Source organism: Leucobacter allii (assembly GCF_022919155.1).
Lineage (GTDB): Bacteria > Actinomycetota > Actinomycetes > Actinomycetales > Microbacteriaceae > Leucobacter > Leucobacter allii.
On sequence record NZ_CP095045.1, the window covers coordinates 1,021,807 to 1,038,662 of the forward strand.

Genomic DNA, 16,856 nt, shown 5'->3' on the forward strand with positions numbered 1-16,856 from the left:
CGTCTCAGCCCGCCGAGGCCGGGCCGAAGCCGAGGTCCTCGAAGCGCGCCTGCGCCTCGTCGGAGCGCATGAACTCCGCGAAGGCCGCTGCCGCGTCGGGGGCTGCGGAACCGGCGATCGGGGCGATGAGGTAGCTGCCGGCGGCCTCGACGGAGCCGTCGATCCCGATGCCCTCGACATCGCCCTCGGCGCGCAGCACGTCGGAGCGGTACACGAGCCCCGCATCGGCCTCCCCGTTCGCCACCTTCGTGAGCACCGCGGTCACGTTCTGCTCCTCGCTCGCGGGGACGAGCGCGACGCCGTCGCGCTCGAGCAACCGGTGGGAGGCCGCGCCGCAGGGCACCTCCGCCGCGCACAGGACGACGATCGGGGCCTCGCCGCCCGCCCCGGGCGCGGCGAGATCGGCGAGCGTCTCGATGCCGAGCGGATTGCCCGGCGCGACGGCGATCTGCAGGCTGCTCGTCGCGAACCGCACGGGGTCCGCGGCGAGCAGACCCTCGTCCGCCACCTTCGTCATGTTCGCCGCGTCGGCGGAGGCGAAGACGTCGACGGGGGCGCCGCCGATGATCTGCGCGGCGAGCACGGAGGAGCCGTCGAAGGCGAGCTCGACGTCGACCGCGGCGTGCTGCTCGGTGAACGCGGCGGCGAGCTCCTCGAACGCGGGCTGCAGCGAGGCCGCGGCCGAGACAGTCAGCGTTCCGGCGAGCCCGTCGTCCCCGCCGGCGGTCCCCCGGTCGCGTCGTCGGCTGGCGCGGCGCTCGCGCAGCCCGCGAGGAGCGCGAGGGCGGCCGCGGCGAGGGTCGCGCCGAGAGCGCGGCGCGGGCGGTGCGGGGTACGGGGCACGGGGACTCCTGGGTCGGTGCGGGGCGGGCGCCGCTCAGCGGCGCTCGGCCTCGATGATGACGGTGGTGGCCTTGACGATCGCGGCGGCCCGCGAGCCCACTTCGAGCGCGAGATCGTCGAGCGCCTCCGCCGTCATGAGCGAGACGACGCGGTTCGGGCCGCACTGGAGCTCGACCTGGGCGACGAGCCCCTCGCGCTGCACCGCCGTGACGATGCCGGTGAAGCGGTTGCGCGCGCTGCGCCGGAGCGCGCCCGGCTCGGCGGACGGCGGCGCGAGCTCGAGCGCCCGGCGGGCGAGCGACGCCCCGGTGACGGTCTGGCGCCCGCCGTCGTCCGGTCCGGCGTCGAGCCGGCCGTCGCCCGCCCAGCGCCGGATGGTGTCGTCGCTCACCCCGATGAGCGCGGCGGCCTCGCCGATCCGGAAATGCGTCATGGAACCGATCATATCGCCGCGCACGCGGTGGATCGCAAGCATGTTCTCCGCACGGGAGGATGCCCGCGAACGCGCCGCCGCGCGAGGCTGTTGACGCTGGAGCCGGCGGCGGGCTACGGTCCTCAGTAGGGTCGGGGCCTCGACGAGGAGGCGCCGGCGGAGCCGGATCGGGGTGCGTTCCCGATCGCTCTTCACGCAGTGCCGCGAGGGAGAGAACATGAGCAATGTCGGGCTGTTGTACGTCGGCGCCGTGCTGTTCATCAACGGACTGATGCTCCTGGGCATCGTGCCGGGGAAGGCCGCCGCCGCGATGAATCTCTTCGTCGGCGGCGTGCAGGTCGTCTTCCCGACGCTCATCATCCTGCAGTCCGGCGGGGACGCCGGCACCGTGCTCGGCGCCTCGGGGCTCTACCTCTTCGGCTTCACCTACCTCTACGTCGCCTGGAACCAGCTCACCGGCGCCCCGGGGGAAGGGCTCGGGTGGTTCTCGCTCTTCGTCGCCGGCTGCGCGATCGTCTACGGCATCCTGCAGTTCACGATGTTCGCCGATCCGGTCTTCGGCGTCATCTGGTGGTCGTGGGCCGTCCTCTGGTTCCTGTTCTTCCTCGTCCTCGCCCGCGGCCGCGACGCCCTCACGCGCACGACGGGCTGGTTCACCTTGCTGCTCGGCGTCTTCACGGGCGCCGTCCCCGCGATGCTCCTCCTCGCCGGCGCCTACCGCACGGGCGCGGTCGAGGGCATCGTCGCCGCCGTGCTCGCCGTCGTGCTGCTCGCGCTGTCCTGGCTGCTCGGGCGGCCGCGCGCGGCCGCTCCGCCCCCCGCGGCCGCCTGACCCGGTTCTCCGAGCCGAGCCCCGCCCCCGGAGCCCCCGATCCCGAACGACCAGAACCCCCGATCCCGAACGAAAGGCCAGGGCCGTGCCCAGCTACTCCTTCCGATGCTCCGCCGGATGCCGATTCGACGCCCGCTTCGCCATGTCCGAGGTCCCCGCAGAGACCGTCTGCCGGGTCTGCGGAGCCGAGGCGCGGCGCACGATCACGGCGCCCCATCTCTCGCGCGCCGGGACCGCGGCGTTCGGCCTCCTCGATCGCTCGGCGCGCAGCGCGCACGAGCCGGAGGTCGTCGACCGGCTGCCCGCGCGTGCACCCGGGCGGGCCCAGCGCACGACGACGAACCCGCTGCACGCGAAGCTGCCGCGGCCCTGATCCCGCGGCGGCCGCGCGCCGGCCCGCCGCTCCGACACCGACCTGATCCACCGCACGACCCAGCGACATGAAGGAGAACCCGATGCCCGAGCACATCTTCCGACTCGACTCCTCGAAGAAGTTCACCGAGCAGGAGAAGATCGGCCACAACCGCTGGCACCCCGAGATTCCGCCCGTGGCCACGGTGAAACCGGGCGACAGCTTCCGGGTGGACTGCCGCGAGTGGTTCGACGGCGCGATCGTCAACGACGACTCCGCGCAGGACATCCTGGACGCGCCGCTGCTCACCGTGCACACGCTCAGCGGCCCGTTCCGGGTCGAGGGGGCGAAGCCCGGCGACCTGCTCGTCGTCGACATCCTCGACGTCGGCCCGATCCCTCAGGAGGACTCGGGGCCCCTCGCCGGTCAGGGGTGGGGCTACACCGGGATCTTCTCCCGGAACAACGGCGGCGGCTTCCTCACCGAGCAGTTCCCCGACGCCTACAAGGCCGTCTGGGACTTCGCCGGCCAGACGGCGACCTCGCGCCACGTGCCCGGGGTCTCCTTCACGGGCATCATCCACCCGGGCCTCATGGGCACCGCGCCCTCCGCCGATCTCCTCGCGACCTGGAACCATCGCGAGGGGGCGCTCATCGCGACGGACCCCGATCGGGTGCCGCCGCTCGCGCTGCCGCCCGAGGCCGAGCACGCCATCCTCGGCGGGCTGCCCAGGGATCAGTGGGGGCGGGTGGGGGCCGAGGCGGCGCGCACCGCACCGCCGCGCGAGAACGGCGGCAACCAGGACATCAAGAACTTCACGAAGGGATCGCGGGTCTTCTACCCGGTCTTCGTGGACGGGGCGAACCTCTCGGTGGGCGATCTCCACTTCTCCCAGGGGGACGGCGAGATCACCTTCTGCGGGGCGATCGAGATGGGCGGCTTCATCGACCTCCGCGTCGACATCATCCGGGGCGGCATGGAGACCTACGGCGTGAGCGAGAACGCCATCTTCATGCCGGGCAACGTCGAGCCGAACTACAGCCACTGGCTCGCCTTCTCGGGCACCTCGGTGACGCTCGACGGTGAGCAGCGCTATCTCGACTCGCACCTGTCGTATCAGCGCGCCTGCCTGCACGCCATCGACTACCTCACGAAGTTCGGCTACAGCCCCGAGCAGGCCTACCTGCTGCTCGGCGCCGCACCCATCGAGGGCCGGCTCTCCGGCGTCGTCGACATCCCGAACTCCTGCTCCACCGTGTACCTGCCGGTCGAGATCTTCGATTTCGACGTGCGGCCGAGCGCCGACGGGCCCTTCCAGATCGACCCGGGCATCGGCGCGCCGAGCGCGGCCAACGTGTAGCCGCGCGAGCGTTCCGACGGCGCGCACCGGTGGCGGGATCCCGCCACCGGTGCGCGCCGTCGGTCCTCAGACGACCGCGGGGCGGCCGACGCCGGCCGGCGTCCGCGCCGGCTCGAGCCGCACGATCACGGCCTTGGAGACCGGGGTGTTGCTCTCCAGCGCGGTGCTGTCCAGCGGTACGAGCACGTTCGCCTCGGGGAAGTACGCCGCCGCGCAGCCGCGCGCCGTCGGGTACGCGACCGCGCGGAAGCCGCGCAGCACCCGATCGGGTTCGTCCCGCCACTCGCTGAAGATGTCGACGGCATCGCCGTCGGCGATCCCCAGCTCGGCGAGGTCGTCCGGGTGCACGAAGATCACGTAGCGGCCCTTCTTGATGCCGCGATACCGGTCGTTCAGGCTGTAGATCGTCGTGTTGAACTGGTCGTGGGAGCGCACCGTCTGCAGGATCAGGCGCCCCGGCGGGCACGCGACGTGCTCCAGCTCGTTGACGGTGAGATGCGCCTTGCCGTTGTCGGTGGGAAAGGTGCGCGAATCGCGCGGTCCGTTCGGCAGCACGAAGCCGTCCCTCGTGCGCGTCTTCTCGTTGTAGCTCTCGCAGCCGGGGACCACGCGCGAGATGTGATCGCGGATCACGTCGTAGTCGCGGCCCATCGCGAGCCAGTCGATGCCGTGGCGATCCCCGAACAGCGCGTGCCCGATCCCCGTCACGATCGCCGTCTCCGAGCGCACCTGGTCCGAGATCGGGGCGATCTGGCCGTGCGAGGCGTGCACCGCGCAGACGGAGTCTTCCACGGTGACGTACTGCGGGCCCGACGCCTGCAGATCCACCTCCGTGCGGCCGAGCACCGGGAGGATCAGCGCCTCCTCGCCGGTGATGACGTGGGAGCGGTTCAGCTTCGTCGACAGCTGCACGCTGAGGCGGGTCTTCCGCATCGCCGACTCGGCGAGGTTCGTGTCGGAGATCGCGCCGAGCAGGTTCCCGCCCAGGCCCATCCACACCTTGATCTCCCCGCGGTCGAGCGCCCGGATCCCGTGCACCGCGTCGACCCCGTGATGGCGCGGCGGCTCGAAGGAGAACTCCGCGCCGAGCGCATCGAGGAAGGAATCGGGCATCTGCTCCCAGACGCCCATGGTGCGATCGCCCTGCACGTTGGAGTGGCCGCGGATGGGGGAGGCGCCGGCGCCGGGCTTGCCGATGTTGCCGCGCAGCAGCAGCAGGTTGATGATCTCGCGGATCGTGTCGACGCCCTTGCGCTGCTGGGTGACGCCCATCGCCCAGCAGATGATCACCTTGTCGGCGGCGAGGTACGCCTGCGCGAGCTCGTCGATCTCCGCCTCGGAGATCCCCGTCGCGCGCTCCACCTCGCGCGCATCGACCTGCGCCATGTGCGCCGCGAACTCCTCGAAGCCGTCGCAGTGGCGCTCGATGAAATCGTGGTCGAGCACGGTGCCTGGCGCCGCCGCCTCCGCCGCGAGCACCCGCTGCGAGATCGCCTGCAGCAGCGCCATGTCCCCGCCCGAGCGGATCTTGATGAACTGGTCGGCGATCTGCGTCGGCTTCCCGACGTAGCCGCGCACCCGCTGCGGATCCTTGTAGCCGATGAGACCGGCCTCCGGCAGGGGGTTCACGGCGACGATCCTCGCGCCGTTCTCCTTCGCCTCCTGCAGCGCGGTGAGCATGCGCGGGTGATTGGTGCCGGGGTTCTGCCCCATCACGATGATGAGGTCGGACTCGCCGAAGTCCCTGTAGGCGATCGTCGACTTGCCGATCCCGACCGTGTGGCTCATCGCCGTGCCCGTGGACTCGTGGCACATGTTCGAGCAGTCGGGGAGGTTGTTCGTGCCGAGCACGCGGGCGAGCAGCTGGTACACGAACGCGGCCTCGTTCGACGCGCGGCCGCTCGTGTAGAACGCCGCCTCGTCGGGGCTGTCCAGCGCCCGCAGGTGGTCGGCGACGATCCGGTAGGCGGCGTCCCACGAGATCGGCTCGTAGCGGTCGGAGCCCTTCGCCTTGTGCAGCGGCTCCACGAGGCGGCCCTGCATCCCGAGCCAGTACTCGGTCTTGTCCTCCAGAGAGCTGATCGAGTGCTCCTGCCAGAACGCGCGCTCGACCTTCAGCGGCGTCGCCTCCCAGGTCACCGCCTTGCCGCCGTTCTCGCAGAACTCGGCGATCTTGCGGTGGTCGGGATCCGGCCACGCGCAGCTCATGCAGTCGAAGCCGTCCTTGTGGTTGATCTTCGTCATGAGCTTCGCGGTCCGCGCGAGGCCCATCGTCTTGATCGCCGGCTCCATCGAGTGGAACACGCCGCCGAGCCCCGCGGCGTAGTCCTTGGGCTCGGAGATCTCGATGTCGGCGTCGGAGAAGTCCTCGCGCGGGGCCTGGGGCGTCATGAGTGCACTGCTTTCTGGAGGGGCGCGGCGGGCGCGTCCGGGTGGGGGTCGGCGGCGATGCCGGCGGCCGCGTCGGGGAGGGGCTCGGGATCCCCGGCCGCCGTCGCGTTCGCGACGCGGTCGGGGCGCGTGTAGACCACCATGGAATCCCCGCGGAGGAAGCCGACGAGCGTCAGCCCGGCCTCCTCCGCGAGCTCGGCGGCCAGGGAGGAGGGCGCGGAGACGGCCGCGAGCATCGGGATCCCCGCCATGAGCGCCTTCTGCGCGAGTTCGAAGCTCGCGCGCCCGGAGACCATGAGCACGCAGGAGCGCGCCGGGACGCGGCCCTGCGCGAGGGCCCAGCCGACGACCTTGTCGACGGCATTGTGCCGCCCGACGTCCTCGCGCAGCACGAGCATCTCCCCGGTGAGGCCGTCGAAGAGCGCGGCCGCGTGCAGTCCGCCGGTCCGCTCGAAGACGGCCTGCTGCGCGCGCAGCTCCTCGGGGAAGCGAATGAGCGTCGTCGCATCCACGACGAGCGGGTCGTCGGCGACGGAGAACCGGGACTGCGTGCGCACGGCGTCGATGCTCGCCTTGCCGCAGACGCCGCAGGAGCTGGTCGTGTAGAAGTTCCGCTCGAGGCTCGGGTCGGGCGGGGCGACGCCGGGCGCGAGGCCGACGTCGAGGACGTTGTAGGTGTTCGGCTCGCCGTCGGCGGCGCAGTGGATCGCGGCGGCGAAGTCGCCCGGGTGATGGATGACGCCCTCGGACACGAGGAAGCCCTGCGCGAGTTCGACGTCGTGGCCGGGGGTCCGCATGGTCACGGCGAGCGGGCTGCCCTGCACGCGGATCTCGAGGGGCTCCTCGACGGCGAGGAAATCGGCGCGCCGGGTCGTGGATCCGCCCGCGGTGAGGCGGGTCACTCGTCGGCGCGCTGCGATACGTGACACACCTCTTGGATAGCATCGAAAGCATTCGGGGGCAAGGCGGCACACCACGGCGGACGGAGCGAGGATGGGCGGGCACGGCGGAGCGGGCGGGCGCGGCGATGGAGCCGGGCGCGTCGAGCGCGTGAGCGCCGAGGCGCATCTCGCGCGCGTGCTCGCGGAGACGCCGCCGCTGCCGGCCGCCGAGGCGCCGCTGCGCGAGGCCGGCGGCCGGGTGCTCGCCGAGGACGCCCGCGCGAGGAACGACCTGCCGCTCTGGGACAACTCCGCGATGGACGGCTACGCGCTGCGCGCGGGGGACGCCGCCGGAGCCTCGGAGGCCGGCCCCGTGCGGCTCCGCATCGTCGGCGAGATCGCCGCGGGCAGCGCCGAGGATCCGCCGATCCCCGCGGGGAGCGCGGTGCGGATCATGACCGGTGCGCCGCTCCCCGGCGACGCCGATGCGGTCGTGCCCGTGGAGCGCACCCGGGGCGATGCGCCGCCGGGGCCCGTCGCCGAGCCGGGCGCGGGAGACGCGTCGATCGGCCGCTGGGCGGAGGAGGAGGTGAGCCTCTTCAGCCCCGTCGACGCCGGCGCGAACGTGCGCCGCCGCGGCGAGGACGCCCGCGTCGGCGCCGTCCTCGCCCGTGCCGGGGACCGACTCGGCGCCCGACGCATCGCGGCGCTCGCCGCCGCCGGCGTCGACGTCGTGCGAGTGCGCCCCGCGCCCCGGGTGGCCGTGATCGCGACGGGCGCCGAACTGCGCGCCCCGGGGGAGCCGCTCGCGCGCGGGGAGATCCCGGAGTCGAACTCGCTCCTCATCACGGCGCTGCTCGCCGAGCAGGGCCTCCCGGCGGCGGACGTCCGGGTGGGCGGCGACGACGTCGCAGCGCTCCGCGCACGCCTGGCTGAGCTCGGGCGCCGCGTCGACGTCGTCATCACGACGGGCGGCGTCGGACCCGGCCGCCACGACGTCGTCCGGCTGGCCCTCGCCGACGAGCCAGGGGTGCGCGCGGTCAGCGTCGCGGTGAAGCCGGGGCAGCCCCAGTGCACCGGGAGGCTGCGGGGCGGCGCCCGGATCTTCGCGCTGCCGGGCAACCCCGTGAGCGCGGCCGTGAGCTTCGAGCTGTTCGTACGGCCCGCACTGCTCCGCATGCAGGGCGCGGAGGCGACGGATCGGATGCGGCTCCCGGCCGTCGCCGAGACCGGCTGGCGCGGCGCCCCCGGTCGGCTGCAGGTGCTGCCCGTGCGCGTGCGCCGGGAGCCGCAGGGGCTCGTCTGCCGGCCGGCCGTCGACCCGCGGGGCGTCTCCCACGCCGTCGGCGGACACGGCTCGGCGAACGGCTACGCGCTCGTGGCGCCGGAGCGCGGCGACGTCGCCGCGGGGGAGGGGGTCGACGTGATCCTGCTGGAGGCATGAGCGCGGCGTCCGCCGTCGCCGCCATCGTGCTCGCGGGGGGACGCGGTGCACGGCTCGGCGGCGCCGACAAGGCCGGGATCGAGCTCGCCGGCGAGCGGCTCGTCGACCGGGTCGTCGCGGCGGTCCGCGGCGCCGCGGCGGGAGAGCCCCGCATCGTCGTCGCGGGCCCGGCTCGCGCGGCGCCAGCCGGCTGCCTCGTCGTCCGGGAGGATCCGCCCTTCGGCGGCCCGCTGGCGGCGCTCGCCGCAGCGCTGCCCCGCGTCGGCGATGCCGCCGAGGCGCTGCTGCTCTCCTGCGACCTCGTGCGGCCCGCCGACGCGGTGCGGGTGCTCCTCGCCGAGCCGCTCGCGGCGGCGGAGGACGCGCGCGTGCTCCGGGACCCCGAGGGGCGGGCGCAGTGGCTCGCCGGCCGCTACCGCGTCGCCGCCCTGCGCGCGGGGGTCGTCGCGCTCGCCGGCGACGTCGCCGGCCGTCCCCTGCGCCGCGCCCTCGCCGGTCTCGCGATCCGCTACGTGGATGCGCCGACGGCGATCGTCGCCGACATCGACACCCCTGAAGACCTCGCCGCGGCGCGAGCGGCGCTCGCGCCCGCCGTCGCGGCGACCGTTCCCGCACCGAACAGAGGAGCTCCCATGTCCGCCGCCCAGCACCTGCCCCCCGAAGCGCTCGACGCCTGGCTCGCCGTCGCCGCCTCGGAGCTCGGACTCCCCGCCGACGCCGTGCGCATCGGCACCGTCCTCGACGTCGCGCGCGACGTCGCCCACGACGTGGCGCGGCCCGCCGCTCCGCTCTCCACCTTCCTGCTCGGCATGGCGTACGGGCGCGCGGCGGCGTCCGGCGATGCGGCCGATCCCGCCGTGCTCGCCGAGCTCGCGGAGCGGCTCACGTCCCGGGCCGCCGCGTGGAAGGACGCCGCAGGCTGAACCGCGCCCCGATCCGCGGGACGCGCCGCCCGACTCAGTTACCAAGGATCCGCTGGTAGGCCTGCGAGTACTCGTTGTCCTCCCGCGCCGTGAGCGCGCGCATGTCGAAGATCCGCGCGCTCATCTCCTCGTCGGGGAAGATGAGCGGGTTCTCCGCGAGCTCCGGGGTGCCGCTCGCGGCCATGGCGTCCCGCGCCCCGGCGACGGGGGTCACGTACTGCACGTACGCGGCGACCTGCGCGGCCACCTCCGGCTCGTAGTAGTAGTCGACCAGCGCGTGGACCTGCTCGAAGGCGGCCGTCGCCGTCGGCATGGCGAAGGAGTCGGTGAAGACCGACGCCCCGGAGTCCGGCACCACGAACTTCCAGACCTCCTCGCCGGCCTCCTCGTTGAGGATCGCGATGTCGCCCGACCAGCACATGCCGGCCCAGATGATGCCCTGCTCGAGGTCCTGCGTGTAGGAGTTGCCCTTGACCGTCGCGACCTGTCCGCTCGAGATCTGGCGCTCCGCGACCTCGAGCGCCGCCGCGAACTCGTCGTCGCCCCAGTCGCCCTCGATGTCGACGCCCTGCTCGAGCATGATGAGCGCGAGGGTGTCGTCCTGCTCCGTGAGCAGGTTCACCTTCCCCGCGAGCTCGGGCCTCCACAGGTCCGAGACCTCCCGCACGCCCGCCGGGTAGAGCTGGGTGTTGTAGACGAGGCCGGTGAGCCCGGCCTGGTAGGGGATCGTCCAGTCGCGGTCGGGGTCGAAGGAGGCGTGCTGCACGATGTCGATCATCTCCCCGTCGACGTGGGGCAGCAGGCTCCGATCGAACTTCGTGAGCTGCTCCTGCTCCAGGAGGCGCACGGTCGTTGTGTCCGAGGGGACGAAGACGTCGTAGCCGGTGTCCTGCTCGAGCGCGAGCTGATCCTTGATCTTGGCGACGAAGGTCTTGTTGTCGTCGATGTCCTCGAAGTACTCGACGTCGATGTTCGTGCGCTCCATGAAGGCGTCGAGCGACGGCCAGGTCCCCGCGTCCTCGTCGTAGTCGAGGTAGTAGGTCCAGTTCGCCCAGCGCACGGTGCCGCCGGAGCCGTCTCCTGGCCCGCCGGAACCGGCGCAGCCGGCGAGGGCACCGGCCCCGATCCCGACGGCCCCCGCGGCGGCGCCGGTGAGGAGCTGGCGCCGGCTGAGCCGCGCGGATCGGATGCGGTGGACGAGGGCGCGGACGACGGGGTCGGCGGGCTGGGGGTGCATGGTTCCTCCTTCGGAGACCACGGCCGCGGCGCTGCGACCGTTGCGACTCATCCTGGCACAGCGGATGCCGCGGAGTAAACGCCCATGACAGTCGTGTTGACGCGACGCTACGCCGGGAGCACGACCCCCCGGAGCTCCTCGACGAGGCCGGGCGCCCCGGCGAAGAGATACGGTTCACCCGGTGCGGTCCGGTCGTCCGCGCCGAGGAGCGCGATCCCGGCCTCCCGGGCGATGAGCGCGCCGGCGGCGTAGTCCCAGGGCTGCAGGCCGCGCTCGTAGTAGGCGTCGAGCCGCCCCGAGGCGAGGAGGCAGAAGTCGTAGGCGGCCGAGCCGATGCGGCGGATGTCGCGCACGCGGGGGATCACGCGCACCACGGCCTCGGCCTGCTCCGTGCGGCGCTCGACGGTATAGCCGAAACCCGTGCCCACGAGCGCCGTCGCGAGCTCGCGCTTGCCCGATGCGGCGATCGGCTCGCCGCCCAGCCGGGCACCGCCGCCCTGCCTCGCGGTGAAGAGCTCGTCCGTGCGCGGGGCGTACACGGCGCCGGCGATCGCCCGCCGGCCGTCGGCGAACGCCGCGGGGTCCGCGACCGTCGCGGCGATGCTCACCGCGTAGATCGGGAGGTCGTAGAGGTAGTTGACGGTGCCGTCGATGGGATCGATCACCCAGGTGATGCCGCTGCTCCCCGCGATGCCGGCGCCCTCCTCGCCGAGCACGCCGTCCTCGGGCCGCGCCGCGCGGATCATCTCGACGACGAGCCGCTCGGACTCCCGGTCGGCCTCCGTCACCACGTCGGTCTCGCTCGATTTGCTCGCCGCGACCGCGACGCTGCGGGCCCGCAGCGCGAGGACCCGTTCGCCCGCGGCGACGGCGATCCGCGCGGCGAGTGCCAGGAGCTCCTCCGCGAGGGCGTCGGGAACGGGGGCGGGGTCCGGGGCGCGCGTCATGCATCGAGCCTACGCCGTGCGCGCGGGACCGTGCGCGCCGGTCCTGTGCGCGCCGATCCCGTACGAGCCGATCCGGAAGTGCGCGCCGATCCTGTGCGCGCCGATCCTGTGCGCGCCGGAGGGGGCGGGACCGCGCCTGCGATCCCGCCCCCTCCGGCGCGCGCCCTCCCGGATCAGGGCCGCGCGGCCGCCTCCTCCTCGGCGGGGGTGGCGTAGGCGTACGCCTCCTCGCCGTGGTGCACGGCGTCGATGCCCTCCTCCTCGACCTCGGCCGGCACCCGGAGACCGGTGACGGCCTTCACGCCAAGTGCGATCACGAGCGAGACCACGAAGGAGTAGACCATGACCGAGACCACCGAGATCGCCTGGACGAGGAGCAGTCCGGCGTCGCCGCCCACGAAGAGGCCGTCGTCGAAGGCGAAGAAGCCGAGGTAGAGCGAGCCGATGACGCCGGCGACGAGGTGCAGGCCGACCACGTCGAGCGAGTCGTCGTAGCCGAGGCGGTACTTCCAGTCGATCGCGAAGGCGCAGGCCATGCCCGCGATGAGCCCGAGCAGGAGCCCCCACACGGGGGAGAGGTTCGCCGCCGAGGGGGTGATGGCGACGAGGCCGGCGACGGCGCCGGAGGCCGCGCCGATGACGCCCGGCTTCTTCTGCCGGATCACGTCGATGATGATCCAGCCGACGATGCCGGCGGCCGGGGCCGCGAGGGTGTTCACGAGGATCAGGCCGGCCTCGCCCGTCTCGGTGGCGAGGCCCGAGTTGAAGCCGATCCAGCCGAACCACAGCAGCGCGGCGCCGATGGTGACCAGGGGGATGCTGTGCGGCTTGTGCGAGCCGGGACCGAAGCCGATGCGCTTCCCCGCGACGATGGCGAGGGCGAGGGCCGCGGCGCCGGCGTTGATGTGGATCACGGTGCCGCCGGCGAGGTCGATGACGTCGGGCAGGCCGAGCGTGCTGCCCAGGTTCTGGATCCAGCCGCCGCCCCAGACCCACGCCGCGACGGGGAAGTAGACGAAGGTCGCCCACACCCCCGAGAAGAGCACCCAGGAGCCGAGGCCGACGCGATCGGCGATCGCGCCCGAGATGAGCGCCGTGGTGATCATCGCGAAGACCGCGCCGAACCCGACGCCGATGAAGGCGGCCGGGTCGGTGTCCACGAGCCCGAAGTCCTTGAGCGGGCTGCCCGCGAAGCCGCTCTCGCCCTCGGCGAAGTAGTTCATGCTGTAGCCGAAGAGGATCCAGAGGACCCCCACGACGCCCATCGCGCTGACGCTGAAGAGCATCATGTTGACGACGGAGCGCACGCGCACGAGCCCGCCGTAGAAGAGGGCGAGCCCCGGGGTCATGATGAGGACGAGCGCGGTGCTCGCGAGGGTCCACACGTCTTGCGGAGTGAGTTCCATGGGGATTTCCGCCTTTCTCTCGGGCTGGCCGAGGTCTCCGTGTGTCCAGTGTGCGCCCGGGGTGTTTCCGCTTCGCCGCGGTCGCGTTGCGTCGCAGTTTCTGCGGTGTAACGACTTCTGTGCGTCGTGTTTCGCGCAGGTTTCGAAGTTCTTGGGAAGCGGGGCGAATATCCTGCGGTCCGCGCGGGCGCGGCGCGGTGCGCGCGGCCGCGCGGCGGGGGAGCTTCTGCTAATATGTACAGGTTGCCGTTGGAACGGCCGCGGAGAAAGAGAGCCCCAGCATCCCGCTGACGGCGCCGCGCAGCAGGAGAAAGGGGACCGCTATGGCATTGCCCGCAGAGGTCAAGAAGGCGATCATCGACGAGTACGCGACGAAGCCGGGAGACACCGGTTCCCCCGAGGTGCAGGTCGCGATCCTCACGCAGCGCATCAAGGACCTGACCGAGCACCTCAAGACCCACAAGCACGATCACCACTCGCGCCGCGGTCTGCTGCTGCTCGTCGGTCAGCGTCGTCGTCTCCTGGGCTACCTCCAGGACATCGACATCGCTCGCTACCGCTCGCTCATCGAGCGCCTCGGTCTGCGCCGCTAAGGCGCCGTCCGTCCGGTGATCGCCGGACGCCGCTGCGAAGCGCCCCTCGTCCTCGGACGGGGGGCGCTTCTGCGCGCGCGGCCGGTGCGCCCGGAGGTCTTCGGACCCGGAGTTTCCCCGACCCGGAGATCCCGGGCTCCTGCGTCCTGGACGCCGGGCGCCACGGGGATCCCGGGCGGTCAGTAGGGGAGCAGCGGCGTCATCCAGTTGACCGCCTGCATGAGCAGCGTGCCGACGAGGGTGAGGGATGCCGAGACGAGCGCGCCGATCGCCGCCCACCGCATGCGGGGCGCGTCGCGGCGCAGCACGCCCAGAATCGCCAGCACGATCACGACGAGCGCGATGCCGAGGTGGACGACCGTGAGCAGGAGGCTGACGAGGGAGATCGCGTCGATGCTCGACATCGACGCCGCGCGGAAGATCAGCGGCGAGACGGCCGAGAGCAGCATCTCCGCCACGAGGAGCACGAGTGCGACGACGCCGAAGACGTTGACCCTGCCGGGCTGCGCGGGCGCCCGCCCGTGCTCGTATTGCGAGGCCTGCGCGTATTGCGGGGTCTGCGCGTACTGCGGGGTCTGCCCGTATTGCGGGGCCTGCGCGTCCTGCGGCGGTGCCGGGGCCCACTGCGCGGGCGGGGGCTGCGCCGCTGCGGATGCCTGCGGCGCCTGCGCAGGCGTGTGCGGCGCGGGCACGGGCTGCTGCGCGGGCGCGGACTGCGCGGATGCCGGGCTCGCGGCGGCCGGGTGTTGCGGATCCTGAGTGCTCATGCCCGCAGCCTAGACCACGCGCGCGCGATCGCCGAGGGCGGAACGACCGGCGGAGGGTTCAGGACCCGGCGAGGAACGCGTGGACGAGCCGGCTGACCTCCGCGGCGACGTCCGCGCGCGAGGTCGTGGCGTCGCCGTCGCCCGGTTGCGCGCCGTACCAGCCGAAGGCGGCGTGATTCGCGCCGGCGAGCTCCACGAACTCCGCCGTCGCCGGCAGGAGCTCCGCGGCGCCGTCGATCTTCTCCGGCGTCGAGAGCCCGTCGGCGGATCCCGAGATGCTGAGCACGGGGACGCCGCTGTCGGCGAGATCGACCGCGCAGTAGCTGGCGAGGAGCAGGAGCGCGACGTCGGGGTCGTCCGCCGCGAGCTGGCACGCCCGGACGCCGCCGAGCGAGTGCCCGCCGACCGCCCACCGCTCGACATCGGGCGCGTACGCCGTGAAGTCGTCCATGCCCCGGGTCTCGAGGATCGCGAAGCGCAGCGGGAGATCGGGGATGACGACGGTCGTGCCCTCGGCGGCGAGCTCCCGGAACGTCGGAGCGTAGGCCGCGGCGTCCACCTTCGCGCCGGGAAGGAAGACGAGCCCGGTGCCGTCGGGCTCCGTCGCGGGCGCGACGACCCACGCGCCGTCGGCATGGGTGGCGGTGACGGCCGGATCGTCCTCGAGCGCGGCGACGGCCGCCGGATCCGCGTCCATGCGCCCTACTCCGGCCCAGACGAGGAAGGCCGCGATCGCCACGAGGACGAGCGCGCCGAGCGCGATGCCGATCCAGGCGGCGATCCGGAGCGAACGCGGACGCCGGGAAACGGTCATGGCTCCAGCGTATCGCGCGCCGCGCCGCGCCCCCACCCGATCCGGGTCGCCCGGGCAGGGTGCACGCCGGGCGCACCCTGCCCGAGCGACCCGGATCGGGTGGATGAGAGCGTGCGAGGATCGTTCCGCTCGGATCGGGTGCGGGACGCAGAACGCGCGAGGCCCGCCCCACCTCGAACGGGTGGGACGGGCCTCGAGCCGGCGACCGGGATCATGCCCCGGCCTCACGGATCCGCGATCAGATCTTCGAGGAGGCGTCCTTCAGCACGCTGCGGAGGATGCCGCCGATCTCCGCGAACTCCGACGGACCGATGGTCAGCGGCGGCGCGAGCTGGATGACGGGGTCCCCGCGGTCGTCGGCGCGGCAGTACAGGCCGGCCTCCCACAGGGCGGGGGAGAGGTAGTCGCGCAGGAGGCGATCCGACTCCTCCTCGTTGAAGGTCTCCTTCGTGGCCTTGTCCTTGACCAGCTCGATACCGAAGAAGTAGCCCTCGCCGCGGACGTCGCCGACGATGTCGATGTCGAGCAGCTTCTCGAGCTCGGCGCGGAACAGCGGGCTGTTCTCGCGCACGCGGCCGTTGAGGTCCTCCTCCTCGAAGATGTCGAGGTTCTCGAGCGCCGCGGCCGCCGCCGCCGGGTGACCGGCGAAGGTGAAGCCGTGGTAGAAGGTGTTCTCCGTCGAGGTGAAGGGCTCCGACACCTTGTCCGAGACGATCATGGCGCCCAGCGGGACGTAGCCCGAGGTGATGCCCTTCGCCGAGGTGATGATGTCGGGCTCGTAGCCGAGGGCCTTCGAGGCGAAGAAGTCGCCCACGCGGCCGTAGGCGCAGATGACCTCGTCCGAGACGAGCAGCACGTCGTACTGATCGCAGATCTCGCGGACGCGCTTGAAGTACCCGGGGGGAGGCGGGAAGCAGCCGCCCGAGTTCTGCACCGGCTCGAGGAACACGGCCGCGACGGTGTCGGGACCCTCGAAGAGGATCGCCTCCTCGATGCGGTTCGCGGCCCACTGGCCGAAGGCCTCGAGGTCGTCCGAGGGGGCGCCCATCTCGTCGGCGCGGTAGAAGTTCGTGTTCGGCACGCGGTGGCCGCCCGGGGTCAGCGGCTCGTAGAACTTCTTCATGTCCGGGATGCCGGTGATGGCCAGGGCGCCCTGCGGGGTGCCGTGGTAGGCGACCGAGCGGGAGATCACCTTGTGCTTCATCGGCTTGCCCTGGATCTTCCAGAAGTGCTTCGCCAGCTTGAAGGCGGACTCCACGGCCTCGCCGCCGCCCGTGGTGAAGAACACCTTGTTCATCTCGCCGGGAGCGTAGGAGGAGAGGCGCTCCGAGAGCTCGATGGCCGCCGGGTGCCCGTAGGACCAGATCGGCATGAAGTCGAGCTGCTGCATCTGCTTGGCCGCAGCCTGCACGATGCGCTCGCGGCCGTGGCCGGCGTTGACGACGAAGAGCCCCGCGAGGCCGTCGATGTACTGCTTGCCCGCGGCGTCGTAGATGTGGTGGCCCTCGGCGCGCGTGATGACCGGGATGCCGTCGTTCAGCACCTTCCGGTTGGTGAAGTGCGGCCACATGTGGCGCTTGGCCGAGGCCTGGAGCGCAGCGGTGTCCACCGCAGCAGTGGGATCAAAAGACAT

General features: G+C 72.6%; 17 protein-coding genes. 6 read left to right on the forward strand and 11 right to left on the reverse strand.

Features of this window, described 5'->3' with window-relative positions; all coding sequences use genetic code 11:
* Window positions 1-4 precede the first annotated feature (4 nt).
* Genes modA through MUN78_RS04735 form a run of 3 tightly spaced genes read right to left on the reverse strand, consistent with a single transcriptional unit; the run spans window position 5 to window position 1,276 of the window.
* Window positions 5-694, reverse strand: coding sequence for a molybdate ABC transporter substrate-binding protein (gene modA / locus MUN78_RS04725; protein WP_346730633.1), 690 nt, complete (start codon window positions 692-694; stop codon window positions 5-7).
* A complete protein-coding gene (locus MUN78_RS04730) occupies window positions 691-843 on the reverse strand; it encodes a hypothetical protein (protein ID WP_244729162.1) in 153 nt (50 codons plus the stop codon). The genes modA and MUN78_RS04730 overlap by 4 nt, the downstream gene beginning before the upstream one ends.
* 34 nt (window positions 844-877) lie before the next feature.
* Window positions 878-1,276, reverse strand: coding sequence for a TOBE domain-containing protein (locus tag MUN78_RS04735; protein WP_244729164.1), 399 nt, complete (start codon window positions 1,274-1,276; stop codon window positions 878-880).
* A gap of 217 nt (window positions 1,277-1,493) precedes the next feature.
* On the opposite strand from MUN78_RS04735, the gene MUN78_RS04740 reads away from it, so the two are divergent.
* The 3 genes from MUN78_RS04740 (at window position 1,494) to fmdA (ending at window position 3,820) form a co-directional block, all read left to right on the forward strand.
* Window positions 1,494-2,108, forward strand: coding sequence for an AmiS/UreI family transporter (locus tag MUN78_RS04740; RefSeq protein WP_244729165.1), 615 nt, complete (start codon window positions 1,494-1,496; stop codon window positions 2,106-2,108).
* A gap of 85 nt (window positions 2,109-2,193) precedes the next feature.
* Window positions 2,194-2,481 carry an FmdB family zinc ribbon protein gene (locus MUN78_RS04745; RefSeq protein WP_244693388.1) on the forward strand — a complete coding sequence of 96 codons (288 nt, stop codon included), beginning with the start codon at window positions 2,194-2,196 and terminating at the stop codon, window positions 2,479-2,481.
* A gap of 82 nt (window positions 2,482-2,563) precedes the next feature.
* Complete coding sequence (gene fmdA / locus MUN78_RS04750; protein WP_244729167.1) at window positions 2,564-3,820, forward strand: formamidase; 1,257 nt, start codon at window positions 2,564-2,566, stop codon at window positions 3,818-3,820.
* A 66-nt stretch (window positions 3,821-3,886) separates the two neighbouring features.
* Here fmdA and MUN78_RS04755 read toward each other — a convergent pair whose 3' ends face one another.
* Together MUN78_RS04755 and fdhD are read right to left on the reverse strand one after the other, a co-directional pair.
* Window positions 3,887-6,211, reverse strand: coding sequence for an FdhF/YdeP family oxidoreductase (locus MUN78_RS04755; RefSeq protein WP_244693390.1), 2,325 nt, complete (start codon window positions 6,209-6,211; stop codon window positions 3,887-3,889).
* The gene (gene fdhD, locus MUN78_RS04760; protein WP_244729169.1) at window positions 6,208-7,140 is read right to left on the reverse strand and encodes a formate dehydrogenase accessory sulfurtransferase FdhD; all 933 of its coding nucleotides are present in this window, start codon (window positions 7,138-7,140) and stop codon (window positions 6,208-6,210) included. The genes MUN78_RS04755 and fdhD overlap by 4 nt, the downstream gene beginning before the upstream one ends.
* A 64-nt stretch (window positions 7,141-7,204) precedes the next feature.
* Here fdhD and MUN78_RS04765 point away from each other — a divergent pair, with 64 nt between their 5' ends.
* Window positions 7,205-8,536 carry a molybdopterin molybdotransferase MoeA gene (locus tag MUN78_RS04765; RefSeq protein WP_244729170.1) on the forward strand — a complete coding sequence of 444 codons (1,332 nt, stop codon included), beginning with the start codon at window positions 7,205-7,207 and terminating at the stop codon, window positions 8,534-8,536.
* The gene (locus tag MUN78_RS04770) at window positions 8,533-9,459 is read left to right on the forward strand and encodes an NTP transferase domain-containing protein (RefSeq protein ID WP_244729172.1); all 927 of its coding nucleotides are present in this window, start codon (window positions 8,533-8,535) and stop codon (window positions 9,457-9,459) included. Before MUN78_RS04765 ends, MUN78_RS04770 begins: the two co-directional genes overlap by 4 nt.
* Before the next feature lie 34 nt (window positions 9,460-9,493).
* On the opposite strand, the gene MUN78_RS04775 is transcribed toward MUN78_RS04770, so the two are convergent.
* The 3 genes from MUN78_RS04775 to MUN78_RS04785 form a co-directional block, all read right to left on the reverse strand.
* Entirely contained in the window at window positions 9,494-10,696 is a 1,203-nt protein-coding gene (locus tag MUN78_RS04775) for an ABC transporter substrate-binding protein (RefSeq protein ID WP_244729174.1), read from the reverse strand.
* 107 nt (window positions 10,697-10,803) lie between these two features.
* The gene (locus tag MUN78_RS04780) at window positions 10,804-11,643 is read right to left on the reverse strand and encodes an inositol monophosphatase family protein (RefSeq protein WP_244729176.1); all 840 of its coding nucleotides are present in this window, start codon (window positions 11,641-11,643) and stop codon (window positions 10,804-10,806) included.
* Between the two features lie 173 nt (window positions 11,644-11,816).
* On the reverse strand, window positions 11,817-13,049 hold the full coding sequence (locus MUN78_RS04785; protein ID WP_244729178.1) for an ammonium transporter: 1,233 nt from the start codon (window positions 13,047-13,049) through the stop codon (window positions 11,817-11,819).
* Between the two features lie 323 nt (window positions 13,050-13,372).
* On the opposite strand from MUN78_RS04785, the gene rpsO reads away from it, so the two are divergent.
* A complete protein-coding gene (gene rpsO / locus MUN78_RS04790; protein ID WP_244693397.1) occupies window positions 13,373-13,642 on the forward strand; it encodes a 30S ribosomal protein S15 in 270 nt (89 codons plus the stop codon).
* A 179-nt stretch (window positions 13,643-13,821) separates the two neighbouring features.
* Here rpsO and MUN78_RS04795 read toward each other — a convergent pair whose 3' ends face one another.
* The 3 genes from MUN78_RS04795 to MUN78_RS04805 form a co-directional block, all read right to left on the reverse strand.
* Window positions 13,822-14,409: a hypothetical protein gene (locus MUN78_RS04795; RefSeq protein WP_244693398.1), complete on the reverse strand. Its 588-nt coding sequence runs from the start codon at window positions 14,407-14,409 to the stop codon at window positions 13,822-13,824.
* 58 nt (window positions 14,410-14,467) lie between these two features.
* On the reverse strand, window positions 14,468-15,223 hold the full coding sequence (locus tag MUN78_RS04800) for an alpha/beta hydrolase (protein ID WP_244729180.1): 756 nt from the start codon (window positions 15,221-15,223) through the stop codon (window positions 14,468-14,470).
* A gap of 238 nt (window positions 15,224-15,461) precedes the next feature.
* On the reverse strand, window positions 15,462-16,856 hold the full coding sequence (locus tag MUN78_RS04805; RefSeq protein WP_244693400.1) for an aspartate aminotransferase family protein: 1,395 nt from the start codon (window positions 16,854-16,856) through the stop codon (window positions 15,462-15,464).